Source organism: Limosilactobacillus balticus (assembly GCF_014145615.1).
Lineage (GTDB): Bacteria > Bacillota > Bacilli > Lactobacillales > Lactobacillaceae > Limosilactobacillus > Limosilactobacillus balticus.
Window position 1 is genome coordinate 25,633 of the sequence record NZ_JACIVH010000069.1, and the last position, 25,501, is coordinate 51,133.

Annotated in this window: 26 protein-coding genes and 1 other RNA gene; 4 read left to right on the top strand and 23 right to left on the bottom strand. The window is 37.4% G+C overall.

Annotated features, from left to right (window positions below; all coding sequences use genetic code 11):
• Window positions 1-68 precede the first annotated feature (68 nt).
• A complete protein-coding gene (locus H5S10_RS07130) occupies window positions 69-1,427 on the bottom strand; it encodes a glucose-6-phosphate isomerase (protein WP_065868983.1) in 1,359 nt (452 codons plus the stop codon).
• Window positions 1,428-1,606: 179 nt separating this feature from the next.
• Between H5S10_RS07130 and H5S10_RS07135 the strand changes: the two genes are divergently transcribed.
• On the top strand, window positions 1,607-2,221 hold the full coding sequence (locus tag H5S10_RS07135) for a sugar O-acetyltransferase (RefSeq protein ID WP_182589171.1): 615 nt from the start codon (window positions 1,607-1,609) through the stop codon (window positions 2,219-2,221).
• 74 nt (window positions 2,222-2,295) lie between these two features.
• Here H5S10_RS07135 and H5S10_RS07140 read toward each other — a convergent pair whose 3' ends face one another.
• From H5S10_RS07140 to murB, 17 genes are all read right to left on the bottom strand, one after another.
• Window positions 2,296-3,156, bottom strand: a complete 861-nt coding sequence (locus tag H5S10_RS07140) for a GRP family sugar transporter (RefSeq protein WP_102816611.1) — start codon at window positions 3,154-3,156, stop codon at window positions 2,296-2,298.
• Between the two features lie 167 nt (window positions 3,157-3,323).
• Entirely contained in the window at window positions 3,324-4,811 is a 1,488-nt protein-coding gene (locus tag H5S10_RS07145; RefSeq protein ID WP_182589172.1) for a sensor histidine kinase, read from the bottom strand.
• On the bottom strand, window positions 4,811-5,530 hold the full coding sequence (locus H5S10_RS07150) for a response regulator transcription factor (RefSeq protein WP_182589173.1): 720 nt from the start codon (window positions 5,528-5,530) through the stop codon (window positions 4,811-4,813). Before H5S10_RS07150 ends, H5S10_RS07145 begins: the two co-directional genes overlap by 1 nt.
• Before the next feature lie 138 nt (window positions 5,531-5,668).
• Window positions 5,669-6,042: a transfer-messenger RNA gene (ssrA, locus tag H5S10_RS07155) on the bottom strand.
• 103 nt (window positions 6,043-6,145) lie between these two features.
• On the bottom strand, window positions 6,146-6,763 hold the full coding sequence (apf, locus tag H5S10_RS07160; RefSeq protein ID WP_182585961.1) for an aggregation-promoting factor: 618 nt from the start codon (window positions 6,761-6,763) through the stop codon (window positions 6,146-6,148).
• Between the two features lie 322 nt (window positions 6,764-7,085).
• Complete coding sequence (locus H5S10_RS07165; RefSeq protein WP_182585960.1) at window positions 7,086-7,892, bottom strand: Cof-type HAD-IIB family hydrolase; 807 nt, start codon at window positions 7,890-7,892, stop codon at window positions 7,086-7,088.
• Window positions 7,893-7,896: 4 nt separating this feature from the next.
• A complete protein-coding gene (locus H5S10_RS07170) occupies window positions 7,897-8,352 on the bottom strand; it encodes a MarR family winged helix-turn-helix transcriptional regulator (protein ID WP_182585959.1) in 456 nt (151 codons plus the stop codon).
• Window positions 8,353-8,362: 10 nt separating this feature from the next.
• Entirely contained in the window at window positions 8,363-10,228 is a 1,866-nt protein-coding gene (locus H5S10_RS07175; protein WP_182589174.1) for an acyltransferase family protein, read from the bottom strand.
• A gap of 61 nt (window positions 10,229-10,289) precedes the next feature.
• Window positions 10,290-10,601 carry a hypothetical protein gene (locus H5S10_RS07180; RefSeq protein ID WP_182589175.1) on the bottom strand — a complete coding sequence of 104 codons (312 nt, stop codon included), beginning with the start codon at window positions 10,599-10,601 and terminating at the stop codon, window positions 10,290-10,292.
• A 261-nt stretch (window positions 10,602-10,862) separates the two neighbouring features.
• The gene (gene glmS, locus H5S10_RS07185) at window positions 10,863-12,683 is read right to left on the bottom strand and encodes a glutamine--fructose-6-phosphate transaminase (isomerizing) (protein WP_182585956.1); all 1,821 of its coding nucleotides are present in this window, start codon (window positions 12,681-12,683) and stop codon (window positions 10,863-10,865) included.
• Window positions 12,684-12,891: 208 nt separating this feature from the next.
• Window positions 12,892-14,247: a phosphoglucosamine mutase gene (glmM, locus tag H5S10_RS07190; RefSeq protein ID WP_182589176.1), complete on the bottom strand. Its 1,356-nt coding sequence runs from the start codon at window positions 14,245-14,247 to the stop codon at window positions 12,892-12,894.
• 24 nt (window positions 14,248-14,271) lie between these two features.
• The gene (locus H5S10_RS07195) at window positions 14,272-15,168 is read right to left on the bottom strand and encodes a CdaR family protein (protein WP_182585954.1); all 897 of its coding nucleotides are present in this window, start codon (window positions 15,166-15,168) and stop codon (window positions 14,272-14,274) included.
• Window positions 15,152-16,003 carry a diadenylate cyclase CdaA gene (cdaA, locus tag H5S10_RS07200; RefSeq protein ID WP_085650284.1) on the bottom strand — a complete coding sequence of 284 codons (852 nt, stop codon included), beginning with the start codon at window positions 16,001-16,003 and terminating at the stop codon, window positions 15,152-15,154. Before cdaA ends, H5S10_RS07195 begins: the two co-directional genes overlap by 17 nt.
• Window positions 16,004-16,163: 160 nt before the next feature.
• The gene (gene fucP, locus H5S10_RS07205; RefSeq protein WP_003667493.1) at window positions 16,164-17,519 is read right to left on the bottom strand and encodes an L-fucose:H+ symporter permease; all 1,356 of its coding nucleotides are present in this window, start codon (window positions 17,517-17,519) and stop codon (window positions 16,164-16,166) included.
• 19 nt (window positions 17,520-17,538) lie between these two features.
• Window positions 17,539-17,934 (bottom strand): D-ribose pyranase, encoded by a 396-nt coding sequence (gene rbsD / locus H5S10_RS07210; RefSeq protein WP_182589177.1) that lies wholly within the window; start codon window positions 17,932-17,934, stop codon window positions 17,539-17,541.
• A gap of 11 nt (window positions 17,935-17,945) precedes the next feature.
• Entirely contained in the window at window positions 17,946-18,869 is a 924-nt protein-coding gene (gene rbsK / locus H5S10_RS07215; protein ID WP_182585951.1) for a ribokinase, read from the bottom strand.
• 332 nt (window positions 18,870-19,201) lie between these two features.
• A complete protein-coding gene (gene murB / locus H5S10_RS07220) occupies window positions 19,202-20,098 on the bottom strand; it encodes a UDP-N-acetylmuramate dehydrogenase (RefSeq protein ID WP_182589178.1) in 897 nt (298 codons plus the stop codon).
• Window positions 20,099-20,222: 124 nt separating this feature from the next.
• Between murB and H5S10_RS07225 the strand changes: the two genes are divergently transcribed.
• Complete coding sequence (locus H5S10_RS07225; RefSeq protein WP_003667489.1) at window positions 20,223-20,762, top strand: 3'-5' exonuclease; 540 nt, start codon at window positions 20,223-20,225, stop codon at window positions 20,760-20,762.
• 11 nt (window positions 20,763-20,773) lie between these two features.
• Window positions 20,774-21,196, top strand: coding sequence for a PAS domain-containing protein (locus H5S10_RS07230; protein ID WP_182589179.1), 423 nt, complete (start codon window positions 20,774-20,776; stop codon window positions 21,194-21,196).
• Between the two features lie 31 nt (window positions 21,197-21,227).
• Here the strand turns inward: H5S10_RS07230 and H5S10_RS07235 are convergent, their stop codons facing one another.
• The 4 genes from H5S10_RS07235 to H5S10_RS07250 form a co-directional block, all read right to left on the bottom strand.
• Window positions 21,228-21,737, bottom strand: a complete 510-nt coding sequence (locus tag H5S10_RS07235; protein WP_182589180.1) for a GNAT family N-acetyltransferase — start codon at window positions 21,735-21,737, stop codon at window positions 21,228-21,230.
• Complete coding sequence (gene tsaE, locus H5S10_RS07240) at window positions 21,737-22,195, bottom strand: tRNA (adenosine(37)-N6)-threonylcarbamoyltransferase complex ATPase subunit type 1 TsaE (RefSeq protein ID WP_182589181.1); 459 nt, start codon at window positions 22,193-22,195, stop codon at window positions 21,737-21,739. The genes H5S10_RS07235 and tsaE overlap by 1 nt, the downstream gene beginning before the upstream one ends.
• A 313-nt stretch (window positions 22,196-22,508) precedes the next feature.
• Window positions 22,509-23,483, bottom strand: a complete 975-nt coding sequence (gene pta / locus H5S10_RS07245; RefSeq protein ID WP_182585901.1) for a phosphate acetyltransferase — start codon at window positions 23,481-23,483, stop codon at window positions 22,509-22,511.
• A 60-nt stretch (window positions 23,484-23,543) separates the two neighbouring features.
• Window positions 23,544-24,233: a uracil-DNA glycosylase gene (locus H5S10_RS07250; RefSeq protein WP_182589182.1), complete on the bottom strand. Its 690-nt coding sequence runs from the start codon at window positions 24,231-24,233 to the stop codon at window positions 23,544-23,546.
• A 150-nt stretch (window positions 24,234-24,383) separates the two neighbouring features.
• Here H5S10_RS07250 and H5S10_RS07255 point away from each other — a divergent pair, with 150 nt between their 5' ends.
• Window positions 24,384-24,968 carry an LURP-one-related/scramblase family protein gene (locus H5S10_RS07255; RefSeq protein ID WP_182585903.1) on the top strand — a complete coding sequence of 195 codons (585 nt, stop codon included), beginning with the start codon at window positions 24,384-24,386 and terminating at the stop codon, window positions 24,966-24,968.
• 55 nt (window positions 24,969-25,023) lie between these two features.
• Here the strand turns inward: H5S10_RS07255 and smpB are convergent, their stop codons facing one another.
• Window positions 25,024-25,497: an SsrA-binding protein SmpB gene (smpB, locus tag H5S10_RS07260; RefSeq protein WP_003666449.1), complete on the bottom strand. Its 474-nt coding sequence runs from the start codon at window positions 25,495-25,497 to the stop codon at window positions 25,024-25,026.
• Window positions 25,498-25,501: the final 4 nt, after the last annotated feature.

Consider the following 25,501-nt stretch of genomic DNA (forward strand, 5'->3'; position numbering starts at 1 on the left):
TCCAGATAAAAGGAGAGAATAGCTATATCGTAACAGCTATTCCCCTTCTTGATTATATTTAATTTATCCTAATCGTTCTTATCCATCTTAGCTCGTAATTCTTTACCAATTTCTTCATATCCTGGCTTACCAAGCAATCCAAACATGTTAGTCTTATAAGCTTCAACACCCGGTTGGTTAAATGGATTAATACCGTTTAAGTAACCTGAAATTCCCATCGCAACCTCAAAAAAGTAAATAAGGTAACCTAAAGTATATTCGTCTTCTTGTGGGATATGAACAGTCATCACTGGTACTCCACCATCAGTATGCGCAGCAACTACCGCTTCATAAGCCTTGGTGTTAACGTAATCCATTGTCTTACCTTCCAAGTAGCCTAAACCATCAAGATTATCTGGTTCTGTTGGAATTTCCATGTCATAATTTGGCTTATCAAGCTTAACAACGGTTTCCATTAAGAAACGGCGACCTTCTTGGATGTATTGACCAAGGGAATGAAGGTCGGTTGTGAAGTTAGCTGAAGAAGGATATATTCCCTTTTGATCTTTTCCTTCTGATTCCCCAGCTAATTGTTTCCACCATTCAGCAAACATCCGCATGTTAGGCTCGTAGTTTTCGAGTAATTCTGTTTCATAGCCCTTACGATAAAGAATGTTCCGGTAAGCAGCGTATTGGTAGGCTTCGTTCTTGGTTAGATCAGGATCAACATAATCCTTTTCCGCTTGGGCAGCCCCTTCCATCAGCTTATCAATGTCCGCACCAGAAGCAGCAATTGGTAAAAGACCTACTGCAGAAAGAACTGAATAACGTCCTCCAACCCCATCAGGAATAACAAAGGTTTCATAGCCATGAGCATCTGCTTCAGTCTTTAAGGCACCCTTAGCCTTATCAGTAGTAGCGTAAATCCGCTTATTAGCTTCATTTTCCCCATACTTCTTAATTAAAAGGTCCTTAAAGATTCGGAAGGCAATTGATGGTTCAGTAGTTGTTCCTGACTTTGAAACAACATTAATTGAAAAGTCTTTATCACCAATTAATTGGATCAAGTCGTGAACATAGGTTGAACTCAAGGAGTTACCAGCAAAAACTACCAATGGAGCTTTCCGGTCTTTTGCCTTTTGAGCTTGATAGAAAGTATTGTGTAAGAAGTCGATCGCCATTTGGGCACCAAGGTAAGAACCACCAATTCCAATAACAACTAAGACATCTGAATCACGCTGAATCTTATCAGCGGCCTTCTTAATCCGAGCAAATTCTTCTTTATCATATTCAGTCGGTAAATGGAGCCAATCACGGAAGTCGGCGCCAGCACCGGTTCCATTCCGTAATTCATCATTAGCGGCGTTAACCATTGCTTGCATTTCGCCAAGTTCGTTTTCATGAACAAATTGCTTTAATGCGCTACTGTCAAATTTAATGTGTGTCATTCCAATAGCTTCTTTCTTTTTTATTTTTTAGACATTTAAATGATAGCGGATAATGAAGTCGGTTTCAATCAGAACTAGCAATTTTTTCGCATTAATGAAAATTGACAATTTAAGGTTAATTAGGCATACTGGAAACACACAGCGTATCCGCTTACATAAATTGAAGGGAATAATTATTCATGGATAAAAATACTGAAAATATGTTAGCTGGGAAGCCTTATCGTCCTGGAACACCGGAATTAAATAAGTTTTCTCACCTTGCTCATCGTCTTTGTCGTGACTATAATTTAACAACTGATGAAGATACTGTTGAACGAGGAATGATTATTGATCGCCTATTTCCTCAACATGCTGACGGAATATATCTTCAAGGACCTATTCATATTGATTACGGTCGTTTTACCAAAATAGGTAAGAATTTCTATGCTAATTTTAGCTTTACCATTTTAGATACATGTCCTGTTACTATTGGAGATAACGTAATGTGCGGTCCAAACGTCTCGATCATTACAGCTATGCACCCTCTTATGTATCAGCAGCGTAACATTCGTCAACAAGCAGATGGTCAGTTCGATGACGTTGAATATGGCAAACCAGTTACAATTGGTGATAACTGTTGGCTTGCAAGTAATGTAACAGTTTGTCCTGGCGTAGCAATTGGGAATGGTTGCGTTATCGGGGCAGGTACTGTCGTCACTAAAGATATTCCTGATAACTCCCTTGTTCTTGGTGTGCCAGGCAAAGTGATTCGTCTTATTACTGAAAAAGATCGCTTGGAAAATTTCCCTTATTAAATAATAATTTCGATATTAAAAGACCTTCATCAAAAATCCGATGAAGGTCTTTTTTAGTTTATTTTTAATATAATTTAAGCAAAAATAGTTAAAATACTTCCAGCAACAATAAAGATGATTCCGGCAATTGTAAATGACATTTCCCGCCGAGTCTTATGTTCATGAAGAACTAAGATACCACCAATTGTTGCAATGATAACATTCATTTGCGTGAAGACAAAGGCTGTATTAATTCCTAATGCCCGTCCAGCAAAGATATAAGCTAAGGCAGCAATTCCCCAAGAAATACCACCCCAGATATTGAGGTATTGTTCCTTTTGCTTAAAGGAGTCAATATTACCTGAACAAATAGCATAAATAACAGATCCAAGTAAAATACCAAGCATTTCTGGAAGGAAAATTCCTAAAGAACTATCATTAGCAACCATTGGCATCTTTGGGAATGCTGAGTAAACCCAGTAACCAATTGTTGTAATAAGTAAGAAGAAGAAGTTTTGAACAGTGATCTTCTTCCCAGTACTTTCATCAGAGACAGAGGTCATCAAAGCACCAACAATAACGATTGCTAAGGCGATGAAACCAACAGTAAGGGCACGTGCTCCACGCCATTCTCCAAAGATAATAACCCCGATTAAAGAGTTACCAACTAATTGAAATACTGTCGATAGTGGAATAGTGTTTGAAACACCCATCCGCTTAAATGAAACGAATTGTCCAATCTGACCAATTGTCCACAAAGCACCACACAGTACTGAGAACCAGAATCCAGTCGTTGTAACTGTTGGATGACCAATAATGAATGCAACCAACCCAACAATCGTAGCACCAGCACCAATACCAAACATTTGGTTAATCGTTGAACCACCGATTTTACCAGTGATCAGTGGCATAATCCCCCACCCAATCGCAGGGATTAAAGCAAGTAAGTAGTTCATAAAAAATTCTCTCCTATCAATCCGTAATATTATTACGAGATATAAGTGTATCATACGGTAAACGCTTCCACAAGCGCTTTCTTTAAATTTATTTAGATTACAAAAATTGGTCTAAAAAAAGAAACGCTTCATGATCACAGTTAAAGCGTTTCACTTGAATTGTTGGCTTACTTTTTATCTTTATTATTTGTAGGTTGAATATTATGAGGAGCATATTCACGATCAGGGAAAAAGATCGTAAATGTCGTCCCCTTACCATACTGACTTTTTACGTCAATTTTTCCTCCATGAAGGAGAACTAACTGCCGCACAATCGCAAGTCCTAAGCCGGATTCTCCATACTTAGTATTCATCCGTGAACGATCAGCCTTATAGTATCGTTCCCAGATATTTTCAAGCTGTTCAGCGGTCATTCCAATTCCATTATCTTGAACTTCAAATTGACTTCCTTTTTCCACACGTTTTCCCCGAATATCAATAATTCCGTCATCAGTAAATTGGATTGCGTTTTGAATAATATTAAACATAATCTGCACAAACCGGTCATAATCTGCATATACTCGTAAATTCTTTTCCACATCTAAATGCAGAGTATCTTTCTTCTCTTTTGCCTTTTTTGATAACTGCTCTCGTAAATTTTCGAGGACTGCTGATGCATCAAACATTTTCCGTTCCATCGCAATTTGATTAGTGCGAATCTTTTCATAATCTAAATTATCATTAACCAAGCGAATTAACCGCCGTGTATCGTTTTGCATTAACTGGATACTATGCTTTTTATCCTCTTCCGGAATTGCATCATATTGCAACCCTTCAAGAATTCCATTAATAGTTGTTAATGGCGTCCGCATTTCATGGGCTGCATTCGCCATAAATTGTCGTCTTCGCTCTTCCTGACGGCGAATTTCTTGCTGTGATTCACGTAATGAAGCAGTCATCTGATTAAAACTGCGTCCCAAATCGGCCACTTCATCTCGCCCATTATCATCCACTTCAACGTTATAATTTCCACGCGCAATTTGGTGAGTAGCCATCCGTAATCGGTCAATTCGTTTGGTAATTGACCGTGCCAAGAAGTAACTAACTGCAAGCGTTACAAGACTGGCCGTTAATAATGCCATTACTAAGTTAATCTTTATTTGATGCATATTTTGTTCAATTGTCGAGACAAAGGTTGCAATTGAAACTACCGCAATCATCTTTCCCTTATAGAAATATGGGCGTGAAACTTCTGTCATTCGTGGAGAAACACCTTGTGATACCCGTGAATTAATTTTAGGGGTAATTAGTTTGGTGCAAACAGTTTCGCCTTTTTTTAACCTTTTCCAATCATTTTTGCTCATACTAGGAGCAAAACCGTTACTAGCAAAGATTTTCCGTTGTGTTGTATCGTAAATAGCAAAGTGAACATTTTGACGTGTCAAAAGATTAGCATTGCTATTTAATGATTCTGTAGCAAACCCTTCAAAGCTTTGGGTTGCCATATTGTAACGAATAGAATCCTGAATTAAACTATCAGAATAACTTTTCAATTGTTGCCACGTATTGTGATACATGGTGTTGTTAGTCACATTTATAAACGAAATACTAACAATCACCATTAATGTCAAAATAATCGCAAAAAATGAAAGCATCAACCGATACATTAATTTCATTAGTCGTTACCCTCGTCATCAAATTTATAACCGACACCCCAAACAGTCTTAATTACTTGTGGTCCAATGTTTTCTAGTTTTTGCCGTAACTTTTTAATATGAGCATCAACGGTTCGTTCGTCTCCATAATATTCATAATCCCATACTAATTGTAAAAGTTGTGAACGGGTAAATACCTGACGTGGCTTCGAGGCCAGCGTCTTTAATAGGTCAAATTCCTTAGGTGTTAAGTCGGCAACAGGCTTTCCGTATAAGAACACTTCTCTTGTCTTAGTATTCATCTTAAAGTTCTTTGTTTGAATATCGAATGTATCATCACTATCAGAATCTTGAACATCCTCAAGCTTGTTTAGATGCGTTCGCCGATAGAGAGCCTTGATCCGCGCAATCAAAGTAATTGTACTAAATGGTTTAGTTACGTAATCATCTGCACCGATTTCTAATCCTAATACCTGATCACTTTCGGTATCACGAGCTGTCAGCATAATTAAAGGAACTGTTGGTGATACCCGCCGAATATCTGCCGCAACCTGCATCCCATCCTTTTTAGGAAGATTAAGGTCTAACAAAATAATGTCCCATTTATGAGGGTCAGCATTAAACTTTTCTTCTGCTTCAACACCATCATAAGCAAATTCATATTGCCATTTTTCTTTTTTGAAAAACATTGCCATCATTTCACAGACAGAATGGTTATCCTCAATCATTAATATTTCCATTTACTTCATTCCTTTATATTTTTCTGAACTCTATTTACTAATTTTCATATGAGGGATTACCCTCTTACGAAGCTCCAACAATTATGCCCAACTATTAAAAAAGACTGCCACAAACTAATGGCAGTCCTTATAGGCATATAGTGGAGATGACGGGAGTCGAACCCGTGTCCAAGCATATCGCCATTTCAATCTCTACGTTCATATCTCAACTATTTAGATTTCACTAATCAAAACGCCGTTGATCAGGGCAACCATGATTAGCTAGCTTGATTAATCTCTTCCTATTACTTCAAACGGGAGTAATAAGCGTAGTCCACTCATTATAAAACCCATTACCGCATCATGGACGAACCCGGAATGGATCTACGCGCGCTACTTGTTAGGCAGCGTATGCGTAAGAGTTTGAATTATTGTTTGCAGTTATAATTTAAAACTGAGCGTTTTTACGAAGACGCAACCTTCGAAACGCAATTGAAACTCGACCTATACCTGTCGAATCCATAAACATCCCCATAAGAGGTACATTTATTATACCACATTTATACAAAAAAGCGAGACTATGAAGATTACCTTCTTAGTCTCGTTTTGCTTTGTCTTAATAATTCAGGTTAAATTTTAGTACCAGCCGTTAGCTTGCCAGTGAGCCTGAGCATTTTGCCATGAACCGTAACGACTTGCAACGTATTGGTCAGCAACCCGTTCTTGGTTAGCTGCTGAGTAGTCACCGTTAAGGTATGATGCTGATAATTGGTACTTACCAATGTATTGACCGTTAGTAGCACCGTAGTTACCACCAGATTCACGAGCGGCAATCCAGGCTTTAGCAGCAGCTTCTGAACCTGAAGCATTTGAAGTATAGCTTTGGCTAGCTTGACTTTGAGCTTGTTGAGGTTGTGCTTGTGCAGCTTGTTGTTGAGTAGCTTGAGTATTATTGTTAGCTACATTTGCATTAGCTGCGTTTTGAGCGTTGTATTCTTGAATTTCACCATCGCTCTTGATGATTAACTTTTGACCAACGTAAATCTTGTTAATATCTTGAATATTGTTCTTCTTAGCAAGATCATTGACCATACTGTTGTCTTTTGCGAATTTGTAAGAAATACCTGAAAGTGTGTCACCACTTTGTACGGTGTAGATAGTGTCGGCATTAGCAGCAGTAGCCGTTGCACTAACACCTAAGGCCACTGCACCAAGAGTAGCAGATACTTTAGCAAAGTTTTTCTTAGAAATCATAAATTAAACAACCATCCTTTATTATTTAGCAAATTATCTTTTCCGTTTCAACACCCTATATATTACACTCTTAATATTACTAAGCTGTAACAGCACCATTTCTATTTACTACTCTCCGTTGGCTTTTTGTAATATTTTGTAATATAAGCTGTCAATTAATATGATTATAAAATTTGTAATCCCTTGTGCTAGTTAACTTTTAGGGAGTCATAACTTTTCTCAAAAAGTCATTAAATAATACATAAAAAAGAGTGTTTTTTTAGCAAAAAATTCATATTTGCGCCAAAAACACCCTTTATTTTACTTTTTATAACACTCTTTATTACAAAAGTGTTGCAAAATAACGTTCACAATACTTTGCAACCCCATCATTGTCATTTGTATCTGTGATTGCTGTTGCCACTGCTTTAACATTAGGAAGCCCGTTTTCCATCACGATTCCCTGAGCAGCCGCTTCAATCATTTCAAGATCATTATCAGCATCCCCAAATGTCATCAAATTACTAAAATCTTCCCCGAAATGATCTAGTAATGCCTTCAATCCCACCGCTTTATTTAATTTTTTAGGCAAAAATTCCATTATCATTGCCTGAGATTGGACTGCGTGATAATGTGCCTTAAGCTCAGCCGGCAGTTCTTTTATAATAGGGGATAATTTTTCAGGGGTGATTGCCATTACAGCTTTACTATAAGTTATTTCCGGCACATCACTCATTGGCAAAGATTGGAATTCAATATTCTTTAACACTGTCCGATAAACGGATCCTGGATAATCATTTAATTCGTATACTCGTTCAAAGTCTAGAATATTGAGAGGAATCTTTTTGCTCTTAGCATAAGAAAATAGAGGAAGTAAATCACTCTTTTTCATTCCTAATTCAAAAAGATGTTCGCGTGATTCATTATTAATAACTAATCCACCATTAAATGTAATTGTATAATCATCTGGATTAGTTAAACCAAGCTGTTCAATATATGGCCAAATTGCATTGATAGGACGGCCAGTACAAAGCACTACCTTAATCCCCAGTTGATGTAATTGTTTTAAGACTCGTTCATTACGTTGACTTATTTCTTTATTACTATTCAAAAGTGTATTATCCAGGTCTAAAGCAACCATTTTAATCATTTTCTTATTCCTTCTTTCGAATTTTACCCTGAATTATTTGTTGATTAAAGTCTTCAAAAAGTGTTAAAAACTGATCAGCACGATCTTCACCATAAATTTGAACCCAATTGGCAAACCGGTGATTAATCCTTTGCCAAATCTCACTTTCAGCCTCTTTACCTTTTTTTGTTGCGACCAAAAACATCCGGCGTCGATCAGCTGGGTCAGCTTTTTGTTCAACATATTCCTGCTGAAAAAGGACTCTTAATTGGCGAGAGACAGCACTTCTGGTTACTTGCCGCTGTTCAGCGATATCCATTAGTTTGATATTAGGATGGTTGATGATTTTTCGTAAAATCAAAAATTGTTCAAAAGATAAATTATATTCACTCGCCGGTTCAGAAATAAAGCTTTCGATTCCCTTTAGTCCTGTTAAGTAAATATTAATAGCTTTGTCTAATAATTGATCTTCGTGTGTCATTACTAACCTCCTATTTTTTTGTCAAGATCGCTTTGGCAATTAACCGTGCAAAATGATCATTTCCGCTTGGTCCCATATGCACATTGTCACTTGCAAACCAATCAGAATGTCCTTGGCTCGCTTTATTCCAATCAACTACATGAATATTCTTATGCTTCTTTGCTAAATCTTTAATTTCGTTATTAACTGTTTGCTGCCATGGCTTTGTTGGAACATGGGCAGTTATCCAATAAATTTGGTGCCCAGAGCCAATTGAACTTAAAATATCATCTAACGTATCCTGAGTCATCGGGCCGTTTGTTCCCAGATTTAAGACAACAATCTTACTTAAATGTCCCTCTGCCTTTAATTGTTTAATAACATCAGGCGCTGCGGATCCTTGGCGCCCAACCTGTGCATCAACATAAGCATTTGGCATTAATTTCTGAATACTATCTGCAGCATCTGCCATCACTGAATCCCCAATGGCCGTTATCTTTAACTTTTGCGCTGCCTTTATTTGTGCCGGAGTTAAATCATACTGCTTCTGAAGTTTGGAAGTATTGCCACTAGCTTCCGCAACATTATCTCCCTTTGCAATCTTCTTATTATGTTCTTCAGTAGCTTGGTGATTTTGCTCTATCCGTTGTTGAACCGCTGTCTTCTTTGGTGCACGGTTTGGCTGGCAAAAACCGATAAATGCAATAACAACAACTAAGGCACTTACCAATATTTTAGCCCCGCTTTGCCAACTAAAATGATGCGTTTCTAACACATGCTGAAGATCAGCCGGCAATTTTGACCACTGATACTGAGTAAATGGACGCTCGATTAATCGATAAGAAACTTCACTTACCACTAAAATAATAATAATTTCTACTAACGCATTGAGGAGCGGATGATTACCAACTTTAATCAATCGTTCATAAAAGACCATAACAGGATATTGATAAACATAAATCCCATAAGAACGCTGACCAACCCAATGAAAGACAGGATTTGTAAACCATTTATTCATCCCTGCACCTGGGTGGATAATAGTAGCCATTAATATCATTCCAATAAAACTATAGAGAAACATTCCTCCGCGGTAGGTAAAGGAGGACTGGCCATTCAATGAGAAAAAGCCAACAATGGTCAATACTGTTGCAATAACTCCTATAATATTAAGTAAACGGCGACTATTTACCTGTAAATTAGGGCGAAGGCGATTTAATGGCCATGCAAGCCCCAACCATGATCCAAGTAAAAGTGAAAAGGCCCGTGTATCAGTTCCATAATAAACACGGTTAATGTTTGCTGGATCATAAAGAACAGCCATTTCAATTGCTGACAATACAGCCAATAGAAAAACTACTCGTCGTACATTCCGCAGCTTTTTAAAAACTACAAACAATAACGTAATAATCAAGGGCCACAAAAGGTAAAATTGCGCTTCAACACCTAATGTCCAAAGATGGGTAAAAGGTGAAATTCCACCAAACTGATCAAAGTAGGATTGACCATGACTGATTTCCCACCAGTTATATATCCAAGTTAAATTAGTAATAATTACCGCACGGATATTGTGAAGTAACTCTCGCGCAAATAATGTAATATACGCTGTCGTTAAAATTAACATCGCAATTAATGTTGGATATAATTTCCGAAATCTCTTTAGATAAAAATGCCCTAAATTAATATGACCGCCATATTTAAGTTGTCGACTAAACTGATAAGTTACAAAATACCCAGAGACTAATAGAAAAAGCGGCACTCCTAAATAACCACCCATTAAAATATTGGGCAATAGGTGATAAATAATAACTCCTAAGACAGCTAATGTTCGTAAGCCGTCTATTCCTGTAACAAAATAGTGCGACTTCATCCCCTGTGATGGATTAAAATTTGGCTTCATTGCCTAACCTCCACATTTTTATATCCAATTTTAGTACTACCAAATAGCTCAGGTTTCTTACTTATCCAATATGATTTTCTTTTAAGATTGCTTGAACAACCTCTTCAATCTCTGGAGGACGCTTCCATTCTTCCCAATGATCCATTGCTTCAGTTTGCATCTTATAGTGAGTATTTATAAAGTGCTCATATTTAATAACATTTTTAGAATGAGGAATATTTAATTCTAAAATACGAACCTCTTTAATAAAATTCCGTTCAGCTGCTAATTCCGCACGACCATTTTGAACCATATTCCCAATTTCATAATATTTTGTGCCATCATTACGGGTAATTTCTTCAATTAATGTTAACGTTTCGTGTTGTTCTTCCACGTTGTTCTTCCCCTTTCAATCCTTATCATTATAGCGAGTTTAAATAAAAAAATCACCGTCTAAAAGACGATGATCGGCATAAGAGAGAAAGAGAATTGATTAGAAGGTAATTACTTTATACCTTGCAACTATTATGATAGCGTTTCCATAAATATAAGTCAACCCTTTTATTAAACAAATTCAAAGAAAATATCAAATTACTTTTAAAAATAAAAAGAAGTTGAAAAAGCAACTAGAGCATTTCTAACTTCTTTTATAATTTTATTGAACTGTAACAGACTTTGCGAGGTTCCGTGGCTTATCAACATCGAGTCCCTTACCAAGACTAGTGTAATAAGCCAACAATTGTGCTGGAATTACGCTAAGAAGTGGTGTCAACACTTCATCTACATCAGGAAGAATGAATGTATCATCTTCTTTTGCAAGATGCCGTGAAACAATTGTAATTGCATTGGCCCCACGAGCCTGCGTTTCTTCAAGATTGCTCCGTGTTAAACCAGCGGTCCGATCTTGAGTAATGATCCCAATCACTGGAGTCTGATTTTCAATTAAGGCAATTGTTCCATGCTTTAATTCACCAGATGCAAAACCTTCCGCTTGAACATATGAAATTTCCTTTAACTTCAAAGCAGCTTCAAGTGAAACTGACCAATCCATTCCCCGGCCAATGTAGAAAGCATTCTGCGATTTAGAGAGGTAGCGAGAAGCAATTTCTTCTACTTTCTTCTTACTGTCAGTGATTGATTGCATCCCATTAGCAACTAATCCTAATTGGTGCTTAACATCAAAGTCTTTAGCTGCTTGCTTATCCATGTAGACACCTAATGCTTGTGCAAGGATAGCTTCAACAGCAATTTGGGCAGTGTAAGCCTTTGTTGAAGCTACGGCAATTTCTGGACCAGCGTAAAGTAATTCAGTGTAAGTTGCTTCACGAGAAAGCGTTGACTTATCAACATTCGTAATTGTTAAACTTGGCCAATTATGCTTATTAACATTAACAAGCACTTCACGACTATCAGCAGTTTCCCCACTTTGACTTAAGAAGATAAAGAATGGCTTCTTAGAAAGAAGTGGTTGTTCATAAGCAAATTCTGATGAAATATGAACAGATGTAGGAATTCCACAAAGTTTTTCGAAAATGCGCGCACCTACTAAACCGGCATGATAACTTGTACCGGCACCAACGATGTAAAGGTGGTCGGCATTTGCCATATCTTTTAACATCTCTTCATTAATTTGTGCTACATCATTGTCGCCAAAGTATTCTTGAACTAACTTCCGCATAACAGCTGGTTGTTCATCAATTTCCTTTAACATGTAGTATGGGTAGGCACCTTTATCTGCGGCATTAGCATCCATATCAACCTTAAATGTTGGCCGGTCAATTTCATTACCATCAAAGTCTTTAACAGTAACGTGGTCTGGCTTAACGATTACCAATTCGTGGTCACCGATTTCCATAAAGGTATTAGTTTCTTTAATCATTGACATTGCATCTGAACCAACCATGTTGTAACCATCAGCAATCCCAACTAATAATGGACTCTTATTTTTAGCAACAAATAATGTATCTGGTTGTTCCTTATCCATCAATACAAATGCATATGAAGAATCCGGGCTGATTAAACGAAGAACCTTAAGGAGGGCTGCTTCTGTTGACATTCCAGATTCAACTACAAATTTATCAACTAATTGAACAATTACTTCTGTATCAGTTTGACTAACAAATTTAATGTCAGATAAGTATTCTTTCTTTAAATCAGCATAATTTTCAATTACACCGTTATGAACTAAGTAGAACCGTTCGTCTTGAGAGTATTGAGGGTGAGCATTGGCTTCATTGGGTTCACCGTGAGTAGCCCACCGGGTATGACCAATTCCTGCTAAACCGTGAACTTCTTCTCCAAGGGCCGCTTCTAGATTAGCAATCCGACCCGGCCGCTTTACAAGGTAATCATGTCCTTGTTGATCATTCACATAAACTCCTGCAGAGTCATATCCACGATATTCAAGACGCTTTAATCCATCAATTAGAATTGACAAACTCTTGTCAGTTCCTGTAACTCCAACAATTCCACACATAATTAAATTCCATCCTTTAAATAAAATTGGTATAGATAACTAGCGGATATCACTAAATCTAATCAACTGTATTGTATAGTACAGTTTTTAGACTATCTTGTCAATCATTTTATTCGATTGGTCTATATGCTTTAAAATTTACTAAAAGATTAAAAAGCGAGGCTGGAAGGATCCATTTTCTTCCAACCCCGTTTTTCATTCAAGCAAGTTATTCCACTTCTAGTTCCGCGCGGGCAACATCACCGATCCGTTCAACATATTCATGAACTAATTCTGGCGTAGCTGCTTCAGCCATAATTCGCAAAAGAGGTTCTGTTCCACTAGGACGAACAAGAACTCGTCCATCCCCATTCATTTCTTTTTCGACTTGTGCAATAATTTCCTTTAATTTTTGATTTTCCATTGCAGTAGTTTTATCTGCTACTTTAATATTTAATAACTCTTGTGGATAAGTTGTTACATCACTTGCTAATTCAGCAAGTGCCTTCCCAGAATCTTTAACTACAGACAAGAGTTGGAGCGCGGTTAACATTCCATCACCAGTTGTATTGTGATCTAAGAAAATAATATGTCCTGATTGTTCTCCACCAAGGTTATAACCATTTTTCAGCATTTCTTCAACAACATACCGGTCTCCAACCTTAGTCTTAACACTCTTTAAGTTATGTGCTTCTAAAGCTTTATACATTCCCAGGTTACTCATCACAGTTGTAACCACTGTATCTTTCTTAAGCAACCCTTTCTTATCCATGTACTTACCACAGATATACATGATCTTATCACCGTCAACAATATTTCCCTCATTATCAACAGCAATACAACGGTCACCATCACCATCAAATGCTACTCCAAGATCAGCATTGTTTTCTACAACCGCTTTTTGGAGACTCTCTGGGTGGGTTGATCCACAATTTAGGTTAGTATTTAAGCCATCTGGTTGATCATTAATTGGAATAAAATCAACGTTCATATCAGCAAAAAGATTAGAGATAAAGCCACTTGTTGCACCATTAGCAGCATCAACTACTACCTTTAATCCTTCAAGATCATTTGAAACAGTCTGTTCTAAGAAAGAAGTATATTTTAATGCTCCCTCATGATAATCAGCAACTGTTCCTAAGCCAGCATCAGATGGACGTGGTAATGTATCTTCTTCAGCATCAAGTAATTGTTCAATCTCATATTCTAGTTCGTCAGATAATTTAAATCCATTACCCCCAAAATATTTAATCCCGTTGTATTTAATTGGGTTATGACTAGCAGTAATCATTACTCCAGCATCAGCTTCTTGTGCACGAACAAGGTAAGCAACCCCGGGAGTAGTTACCACTCCTAATCGTAAAACTTCGATACCAACAGATAATAACCCCGCAATCAATGCATTTTCTAACATTTCACCTGAAATCCGAGTATCACGAGCAACTAATACTTGAGGCTGCTTCCGTTCTGAATGCCGAGTAAGAACATATCCTCCCGCACGACCAACACGGAATGCTAATTCTGGACTTAAATCTTGATTTGCAACACCACGAACTCCATCGGTTCCAAAATACTTTAACTTCATTTCACTTCTCCTCTATGTGTATCTTTATTGTTGACTTCTACTACTTGAACTTGAATCTTCATTACTTATGCTGCTTGAAGATTGGGATGTTTCAGATGAAGAATCTGAAGAGTCATTTTGCGTCATCGCTCTCGAACTACTCTTTGTATCTTCACTCTCTTCACTACTACTTGATGAACTATCACTCGAACTACTGCTCTGTGAACCTGCAGAAACGGGAATTGACACATTAGTAGTAGTTGGTGAAATCACAACATTAAGCGTTTGACCATTTCGATCAATTGCTTGTAGAGTTACTTGTCGTGCAATATTCTCTTTGGCATCATGAGGAATTGCTACAAACGCAACAATTCGATTTACCTTATTAACTTCATCTCGTGAACCAGTAACCTGAACAGTTTGAATATCACTATGTGGTCGTCCAAGCTTATAGCCATTATCCAAATCCTTGTTACTTAAACGAACAGTTACTTTCATTGTAATTGTCTTACGTGGTTGAATATTAACATTAATGTACTGTGGCTCAATTTTAGAAGTTAATTCTGAATTTAACCCGCTTGTTTTTAACTTTACTCGATGTTTACCAGGAGTCAAGTCAGACAAATCCGCATATACCTTAAAATTCTGAGTATTAGAGGTGGTTGTAACCAATGCAGAAGGACCGGTTACCTTAACCTTAACGTATTGAGGATACCCACTAACAATATATTTATTATTATCAATTGTTACATCAAGGGGCATTCTAAGGGTAACTGATTTATTTGACATCAATGCACTACTCTGGTTATTATTCCGAGTATTTTGACGAAGGAAGCCGCTTTTGCTTCCATTTACATACATGAATAAAAAAAGTGCCAGGATTAATGAAATAATTCTTAAAAACCATTTCCGACGAAAAAAGCCTTTAGTGTCCTTGCCCATGCCGGCCACCTCCTTTACGTTGAAACTTAGCATAAAGTTCTGTTACCAAGTTTTCGTGTTGAGGCTCATGCGTATACAACTGAGCACGCAAGAACTTTAGGTATTCATCTCGCGACATGTTTCGAATCAATTCATTATCCTTCGTAATTGAAACTTCGCCGGTTTCTTCTGAAATAACAATTGTCAATGCATCTGTCACTTCACTAATTCCAACTGCTGCCCGATGACGTGTCCCTAATTCTTTAGGAATCAATTTACTATCAGACAAAGGAAGATAGGCAGCCGCTACAGCAATTCGATTATCTTTTATGATCACTGCCCCATCATGTAAGGGCGTATTAGGAATAAAAGTATTAATAAGCAATGCACCCGAAATATCAGCATCGAGTGGAATACCAGTTTCAATATACTCTTCTAGACCAGTTTTCATTTGAATACTCATTAAAGCACCAATTCTTCGCTTTGACATGTACTGAATCGCTTGGTCTAATTGCTTAATCATATCTTCTTCTTTCTCATTTGCGGTTTGATTATGAGTAAAGAAAGTTCCTCGACCAAGGTGCTCTAATCCGCGCCGAATCTCTGGCTGGAAAATAATAACAATTGCAATAACACCCCAGTTGATAATCTGGTCCATTACCCACGAAACAGTACTTAAACCAACATACCAACTAACAATCTTGACCAAAATAATGATCAAAATTCCACGAAATAGTTGGACAGCTCTTGTACCACGAATCAACATTAATAACTCGTAGATTAAAAACCAAATTACTAAGATATCAATTAAGTGAATCAGATTCTGCCATGTTAGAAGCGAAATTATAAATTGCATCGCATTCACCATCCTCTAAATCACGTTCATATTATATCATTTCATTTCGTATTTAGCTTAATCTAGAAAAAAATTACTTTAAAGTTTTGAAAATAAATAAAGGCTCAGCTGATTAAATAAACCGCTGGGCCTTTAATATTAGATTATTTCCTGGGAAATTTTAGTGTTCTTGAACTTCATTTGGATGAGCCTTTTCCCAACGGTGCTCTGTCCAGAAGTAAATAGTGATAAGTGCGAAACAGATTGCTGGGACAATAAATGATAGTTGCATTGAACCAGTTAAGTCTGATACCCGTCCCTGAATCGTTGGAACAATTGCACCACCAATTAAGGACATAACGATAAATGCTCCACCAGTTTCGGTATACTTCTTTTCATGAATTTGATCAAGGGTATGAGCATAGATCGTTGGCCATTCTGGTCCAAAGAAGAAACTAGTTGCGATTGCTGCAATTACTGCTGTGATGTTAGGAACAGTAAAGGTAATTACCAATGAAATTGTTCCAAGTAATGAGAACCAAGTTAATACCTTAGTAATTGAGTAACGGTCAAGGAACCAGTTTGCAACTAACTTACCAAAGAACCAAGCAATGTAACTGTAAATCATGAAAGTTGAAGCAGCTGCATCAGAAATATGAGAATCAAGACGCAATGCTAACCGAATAGTGAATGACCATACAGTCGTTTGCATACCAGCATAAATAAACTGACAGAGAACCCCTTTCATATACCGCTTATTGTGGAATAAGTAGTTGAAAGTTTCGCCAAGTGATGGTTGATCTTCTTTAGTTTCAGAACCAGTTGAGAAGGCTTTAGCACGAGGCATCTTAGTAACTGCCAACACGATAAAGATAATGATTAAAACAATCAAAATATACTTATAAGGCTGCAAAGTCAATTGAAGCAAGTGTTCATTGTAAGCTTCTGCCTCAGATTTTGACATTTTAGCAACCTTATCGGCGATATTTCCACCTTCACCAAAAATAAGGTACTTACCAAGAACGATTCCCATGATATCACCAAGAGGAATCAAAACATTAGCAACGTTTAATCGCTTGTTAGCAGTTTCTTTTGGTCCAAACATCGTTGCATATGTATCACAACTAGTTTCAAGAAAACTCAAACCAATAGCAATAGCAAAAATAGCAACTAAAAACATACTATAAGTAGCAACATGTGAAGCTGGGAAAAACATTCCACAACCAATAATATAAAATAATAGCCCAATAAGAATTGCTAACTTATAAGATGTCTTCTTAATAAGAATTGATGCTGGAATCGCCATTAAGAAATAACCACCGTAAAAGGCACTTTGAACAAAGGCAGTTGCAGTATCATTTAAGGTAAAAACAGTCTTAAACTGTGTAATCAAAATATCATTAAGGCTGGCCGCTGCTCCCCATAATGGGAAGATTAAACATAAAATAACAAATTGGAACATTGGTGTCCGGCTTAAATAACCATCTGAAAGCTGAACCCAACTTTGTCCATTTTCTTTTTTTACTTCATTTTCCATAAAAAACTAACCCCTAATATTAAAATGTTACGCCTGATTCAAGAATAATGTTTGAGTATGGCGTCATTTCCCCTGTCCGAATAAAGGCATGCGTTTTGGCGAGACTCTTTTTAAGCTCGCTGTGAGGCATAAATGCAATCTCAACATCTGGCAATGCGTTTTTAATGTTTTCAAGCTGTTCTGGATTTTGGTCCTTGATTTCTTCAGCTAAATAAATTTTTTGAACCTTCATTTCCTTAAGAACATTATTCAATACATCCATAAAGCTTGGTAATTCTTTATCTACAGCCAAATCAATCTTCTTCGTACCAAATGGAACTGGCATTCCTGCATCACCAATTGATAACCAATCCATGTGTCCCATATTAGCTACGACAGCTGAAACTTCTGAATTAATAATCCCTGTTTTCTTCATAATAATGCTCCTTAATTTTCTGCTAACGCCTTTATAACTGCATCATGGTTTGGAATAGAAGGCATTGCTCCCATTTGTTGGACAGTTAAACTAGATGCTCGTTGTGCGTAGACAAGGGCCTTATCAACATTTGACAAGTCCTTTTCTAGTTGTGAACTCAATGCCCCCAGGAATGTGTCACCAGCTGCGGTAGTATCAACTGCCTTAACCTTAAATGCTGGAACAAGCCCATGTGCTGTAGGCGTAGAGTAAAACACTCCCTTTGAACCTAAAGTAACTAAAAGGTGTTTAACTCCCCGTTCACGGAAATAGTCAGCACTCTTTAACATTGATTCTTCATCTGTAATTTCAATACCTGTTAATAAGGCGCATTCACTTTCATTGGGAGTGATAACATCAGTATATTTTAATAATTCAGGTAAAATCTCATGAGCTGGTGCTGGGTTTAAAAGAGTAGTAACCCCATGTTTTTTAGCTTGCTTAAATGCAACTAAAGCAACTTCTTGTGGTGTTTCAAATTGACTAATTAAAAAGTCAGCATCTTCTAAAACATCATCAATACCTGCAAGAACATCAGTGGTCATTGCTTGATTAGCACCACCGTATACCATAATGTCATTTTGACCATTAGCATCTAAAGTAATCGCAGCACTACCAGTACCATGCAATTCATCAGTCATGATGTGATGTGTATCAATATGATCATCAGCCAATGATTCAAGCATGTAGGCCCCTTCTTTATCAGAACCAACAGCACCAATAAAGGCGGTCTTGGCACCAGAACGGGCTGCTGCAACTGCTTGATTGGCACCTTTACCACCAGGAGCAGAACTCTTGCTTACTGCTGAGATGGTTTCACCAGGTTGAGGAAAGCGATCGACGTGATAAGTGGTATCGACGTTAATACTTCCTAAAACAACTACATTATTGCTCATAAATATACTCCTTACTTTGTGAATTTTTTCAAGAATGAGACTTAAATATCCTATCATATTTTGAAAGTGATTACAAAGTTATTTTTATCAGTCAGTGAATCGATATACTTCAAAAGCCCTTGAAATCGCTTTTTATTCATAATAATAATTTTTCAATGAGCAATTTGTGAGATTTTTTCATAATTAACAAATAATAAGATGAGTTAAATTACTTTTTCCTTTTTTGATGGTATCTAACTATCAGGTTAAATTCATTCATTACTTCACTATCTTTAAAATAATAAAAGTGCAAGCTCATTAATAACCCTTTAATAAACTCACACTTTATAATATTAATCTTGGCGACCGATGATCCTTACTTCGGTTTCAAGATCAACACCAAATTTTTCTTTAACTGTCTTTTGGACATGATGGATAACATTTACGTAGTCTGATGCAGTTCCGTGGTCAATATTAACGATAAAGCCAGCATGCTTAGTTGAAACTTGAGCTCCACCTGAAGTATAGCCTTGCAAGCCAGCATCATGAATCAACTTTCCAGCGTAATATCCTTCTGGCCGTTTAAAGACACTTCCACAAGATGGAAGATCTAATGGTTGCTTAGCTTCTCGCCGTTCATTCAAATCATCCATCCTTGCTTTGATCTCATCATACTTCCCCGGTTCCAAAGTAAACGTAGCATCTAACACAACTCCATTATTATCCTGAATACTGCTGTGCCGATACCCAAAGTCTAATTCTTCATTGGTAAGATGCTTGATTGTTCCATCGGGAAGCATTATAGTTGCCTCAGAAACGACATTTTTAGTTTCACCACCGTATGCACCAGCATTCATAAAGACTGCTCCACCAATACTGCCCGGAATACCAGCAGCAAACTCTAATCCAGTCAGTTCACTGTCACGGGCTGCCTCGGTTGTTGCAATATAAGATGCCCCTGCTTGTGCCGTTACCTTATTATCATGAACTTCAATTTTATTAAGCCGCGTAAGAATAATTGTTAAATCGTCTATACCGCCATCGCCAACAATTAAATTACTAGCATTTCCTAAAACAGTTAGGCCCATTCCATGCTCACGAACATAATCAACCAGTTCTTTTACCTGGTCGATCGTTTCGGGAAAAGCCAACCAGTCAGCTGGACCTCCTGTTTTAGTGTAGGTGTAATTCATTAATGGTTCATCTTGTTTAATTTCAATATCAGGAAATTCATTCATCAAATTAGCCATTCTCTATTTCTTCCTTTTTTGTATTTACTTTCAACAGCTATTGTATCATTTTTCAAAAGTAAAAGTTTTGAAAAATGATTAGTTGATTGTAAAATAAAATTATCGACTTTTGCAAGGAGGATGTATGATGAATTTTATAGCAATGGACTTTGAAACTGCTAACGGTAAGCGTTACAGTGCATGTTCGCTTGCACTCACAATCGTTCGGAATGGACAAATTGCCGACGAATTTTACACCCTAATTAATCCTCATACTAAATTCTTTTGGCGTAATACACAGATTCATGGCATCCATGAACGTGATGTCCAAAATGCGCCTGATTTTCCAGAAGTATGGGAACATATCAACCAATTCTACACTCCTGATAAACTGGTTATTGCCCATAATAATCGGTTTGATAATAGCGTTTTAAGGAATACGTTAGAACATTACAATATCGAAGTCCCCGCCTACCAGACGCTCGATACCGTTGCTTCAAGCCGCCAGTTGATTCCAGGACTAACAAATTATAAACTTAATACTGTTTGTGACGCGTTAAATATTGACCTTCATCACCATCATAATGCTCTTGATGATGCCCAGGCTTGCGCTAACATTCTGCTTTATCAAAGCAAGCATTTTACCCCGCAACAGATTCAGCCCTTTATCAATTTAATCGGCTAAAGGAGAAAATCATGACAGATATTAATCTTAAAGGCGGAAAATTAAGCCTCGAACAACTTAATACTATTTTTGAAACGATTCCCGTAGAATTCGATTTCATTGATGAAAATGATATCATTCGCTGGTCATCAGCTAATCGCCATCGTTTATTCAAACGAACGGATGCAGACTTAGGCAAACATGTGCTTGAGGTTCATCCTGGGCATAGTCAAGGCCATGTTAAGCAAGTACTTCATGATATGCATAGCGGAGACCGTGATTCAATTAGCATTATGATCAAGCATCATGGTCAACCTGTAAATATCGCTTTTTACGCCTTACGTGATGATCAAAATAAATACCTCGGATGTGTAGAAGTAACACAAAACGTTAGTAAACAGCAAACAAAGGGAGCTTTCTGGCGAAACATTATGCAAGTACTATATAAAAAATAAACATATGTACAAAGAAAGAGGAATTAATGGCTTACTTTTCCATTGTTTCCTCTTTTTCATTATCGTATTGCATTTGCAGGACACTATGCCCCTGTTCAACCGTTTTTCCTGTTGTAACAAAGTGTAATTGCTGATAAAGCTTAATTGCCGGAATATTATCCTCAAAAACTGTCAGAACCAAATTTTCTAAACTACTATAAGTATCAAACCAATATTCTGCTTCATCGACTAATAAGCGACCGATTCCGTTTCGCCAATACTTTTTCCGTACCACGACTCCTAATTCACCGGTTGTCGGTTGATGATCTAATACCATTACAGTAACCATCCCCACAATCTCTTCGCCGAGCATCGCAAGTAAAATAACACAATCATCAAATTGATTTATTAAATCGATATTTTTTGCTTCTGTCTTTTCACTAATCTCATTTAAATGCGGAACTAATACCGCGTTACTTTCAGTTGCAGTTGTCCGTAAAAATTGCAAAACAGCTCCGGCATCCTCACTCGTTGCTAACTTTATTGAAATGTCATCTGCCATTATTTCACCACACTTTTTACAATCTGGTCAAAATGCTGGCCATGGGGTTCAAATTCCAGAATACGAGTATTATCATCATCTGTTCGTTTAAAGTGAATAGCTAAAAAATCAGCTGGCAATTCATCTTCAACAAATTCAGCCCACTCGACAACGGAAACACCATCACCATCAAAGTATTCTTCAAGTCCGAGGTCTTCTGCTCCCCCATTTTCTAGACGATATGCATCCATATGATATAACGGGAGACGACCATCTTGGTATTCATGAATAATTGTAAAAGTAGGGCTTTTAATGATATCAGGGATTTCTAACCCTGCAGCCAATCCCTTAGTAAAAGTAGTCTTACCTGCTCCTAAATCGCCATCTAAGACTAACACATCTCCAGCAACTAATTGCTGACCAATTTTCTTCCCCAGGGCAATTGTTGCATCACGATTCGTTAACGTTAAGCTCTCCATAGTACTCTCTCCAAGTTTAAAATACTAGCCCTATTGTACCCATCTCGTGTTTAAAAAGCAAAGGAGATGAAACTAAGCTGATTACTGTGTTTTGGTAGTTTACACTTTAAAATAGTAAAGAGGTTGGGAGAAAACTTTTGTTTTCTCTCAGCCTCAACTACTTTTATGAACAATAGAAAGATAACGTGGAAAATAACCACAAGGCTCGAGTCTAAGTACGAACGATAATCAGCCCGTGCCGTGCTAATCATCGTCCTAGCTTAGCCAACCGCCTTGTCGAGGAGGTTATTTCCCACTCTCTTTTCATCAATATTTATAATGCTTGCGCTGCGGTAATCATTGCAACCTTATAAGCATCATCCTCACTGCATCCCCGTGAAAGGTCTGCAATTGGGGCATTAAGTCCTTGAAGAATAGGACCAACTGCTGTAAAACCACCAAATCGTTGTGCAATCTTGTAACCAATATTACCGGCTTCTAGACTTGGAAAAATAAAGACATTGGCATGACCAGCAACTTTTGAATCAGGGGCTTTAAGTTCACCTACTGATGGGACAACAGCAGCATCAAATTGTAATTCACCATCAGCTGGTAAATCGGGATCTAATTCATGAACTAGCTTGGCAGCGTCCGCAACCTTGGTAACCATCTCACCCTTAGCAGAACCCTTAGTTGAAAAACTAAGAAGCGCAACCTTAGGATCAATTTCAAATAAGCGAGCTGTTTCTGCACTTTGAATTGCCACTTCAGCCATTGTTGGAGCATCCAATTCAATATTAATTGCACAATCAGCGAAGATATAACGTTGATCGCCTTTAATCATAAGGAAAGCTCCACTAATTCGATGGGCACCAGGCTTAGTCTTAATGATTTGTAATGCAGGCCGAACAGTTGCCCCAGTTGAATGAACAGCACCAGAAACCATTCCATCAGCCTTTCCCATGTAAACAAGCATCGTTCCAAAGTAACTCACATCTTCAAGCATCTTTTGAATTTCTTCAGGAGTATTCTTTCCCTTACGCCGTTCCATTAATGAGTCAAACATTGCTTGCTTATCGTCTTCTGGATAAGTTGCTGGATCGATAATTTGAAGGTCAGCAAGATCAAAACCATTTTTACTTGCAACTTCTTTAATCCCATCTTCATCACCAAGTAAAATTGGCTCTACTAAATTATCTTTCTTTAAGCGGACAGCAGCTCCTAAAATCCGCTTATCTTCACCTTCAGGGAAAACAATTGTCTTGTTTTGTCCCTTAATCTTTGCAGCAATCTCATCAAATAATTCCATAATGCAAGTACCTCCTTATGGTTACTAAACATTTTAAAGCTGTGACTAACAATCACATCTTTAACGATAATTTGGTTCGGCAGGCAGTTGCCAATTAATTGGCTGTTCTCCCATTGCCTGAAGTGCTTCGTTTGTTTTAGAAAATGGTCGAGATCCAAAGAATCCACGGTGAGCAGATAATGGACTCGGATGAGCTGATTCAAGAACGATATTTGTCTTTGTATTAATCAACTGTTTCTTATTTCGAGCAGCCCGTCCCCATAAGATAAACACAACTGGTTTAGGACGTTCAGATAAAGCATGAATTGCCGCATCTGTTAATTGCTCCCATCCATGTCCACGATGAGAATAAGCTTGTCCTGCTCGCACCGTTAAAACTGAATTTAATAAGAGAACACCTTGGTCAGCCCACTTCTTCAAATAGCCGTGATTTACCGGTGTACAACCTAAATCACTTTGTAATTCTTTGTAAATATTCTGTAATGAAGGCGGAACCGGCACCCCAGGCAGTACTGAAAAACTACACCCATGAGCTTGGTTGGGTCCATGATAAGGATCTTGACCAAGAATAACAACCTTAACCTTACTAAAAGGAGTCCATTCAAATGCTTCAAAAATATGATGCATTTCTGGATAAATCGTTTGATGGGTATATTCTTCTTTTAGAAAATTATGCAGTTGCGCATAATATGCACTTTCAAACTGGGGCTTTAAAACTTCCCACCAGTCGTTATGAATTAATTGTTTCACGATTATTAGCACCTCGCCTATTATTTTAGCATAATTAAACATCATCATGGGATAAATTGGAAGCGTTTTTTAACTTAGAAGTTTCTTCACCAAATTCTCTAAGAAGCTGGTAAAATAAAAGGTAGATTATCAAAGAATGGTGGTGGCAAAGTGCGACAATTATATATTCGCGATCGTTCAAGTGATTTACATGGAACGACCGTCATTCGCGATAAGAACGGTAAATCGTGCTATCTTCTTGTCGGTAAGTGGGGAATGAGGTACGATGCCCTATCATTATATGCAATTGATGGAGCCCTATTAGCTGAAGCAAAGCAATTAACTCTTGGACTATTACCAAAATTCGCATTATATGTTAATCGGCAACGTGTTGGAACAATCGGTAAGGGTCTTGGTTTTGTTCAACAAGTCATGTATATTCGCGGTATTAACTGGATCATCGTCGGATCACCATTAACAAGTCGCTACCGTGTTTTTTCCGGTAGTCACCTAGTTTTTTCAATCCAACCTGTTAAATTATCAAGCGGTTATTGCCACGAATTAAAAATAAATAAAAAAGAAGATGAACCTTTAGCAATTTTAATTGCTAGTATTCTCAACCATTGGGCCCGACGGAGTGAACAGGAACCTTTATTAGCAAGGCTAATGAAGCGTTCTCCTAATCTTAATACCAGCATGTCATTTTCAATTAGCAACCAGTTAAACTTCAACTGTAAAGAACGTAAAAACAATTGATTTTAAAGTGAAAAGCCTAGGTGAAAGTCACAAATTTTCCCCTAGGCTTTTCGTTTTAATAATGTTTCATAACTCGTTCAATTTCACGGTTTTGTTCACGACGCTTAATTGCTTCACGTTTATCGTATTGATGTTTACCTTTGGCTAATCCTAATAAGACTTTTGCGTAGCCATGTTTAATATACATTTTTAAGGGAATAAGCGTAACTCCCTTATCCTGTAAGGCTCCTACAAGCTTATTGATTTCCTTTTTGTGTAATAGCAACTTACGATTTCTTAACGGATCTTGATTGAAGTAAGTTCCATTATCATATTCACTAATATGCACATTCATTAACCAAGCTTCACCGTTACGAACTTGGGCAAAGCCATCTTTCAAATTAACCCGGTGAGCACGAACAGATTTTATCTCCGTCCCCGTTAAAACTAATCCTGCTTCAACAGTATCCGTTACAAAATAATCATGACGTGCCTTTTTATTTTGTGCAATTAAGTTATCATTATTTTCTTGATGGGATTTTTTTGCCATAATA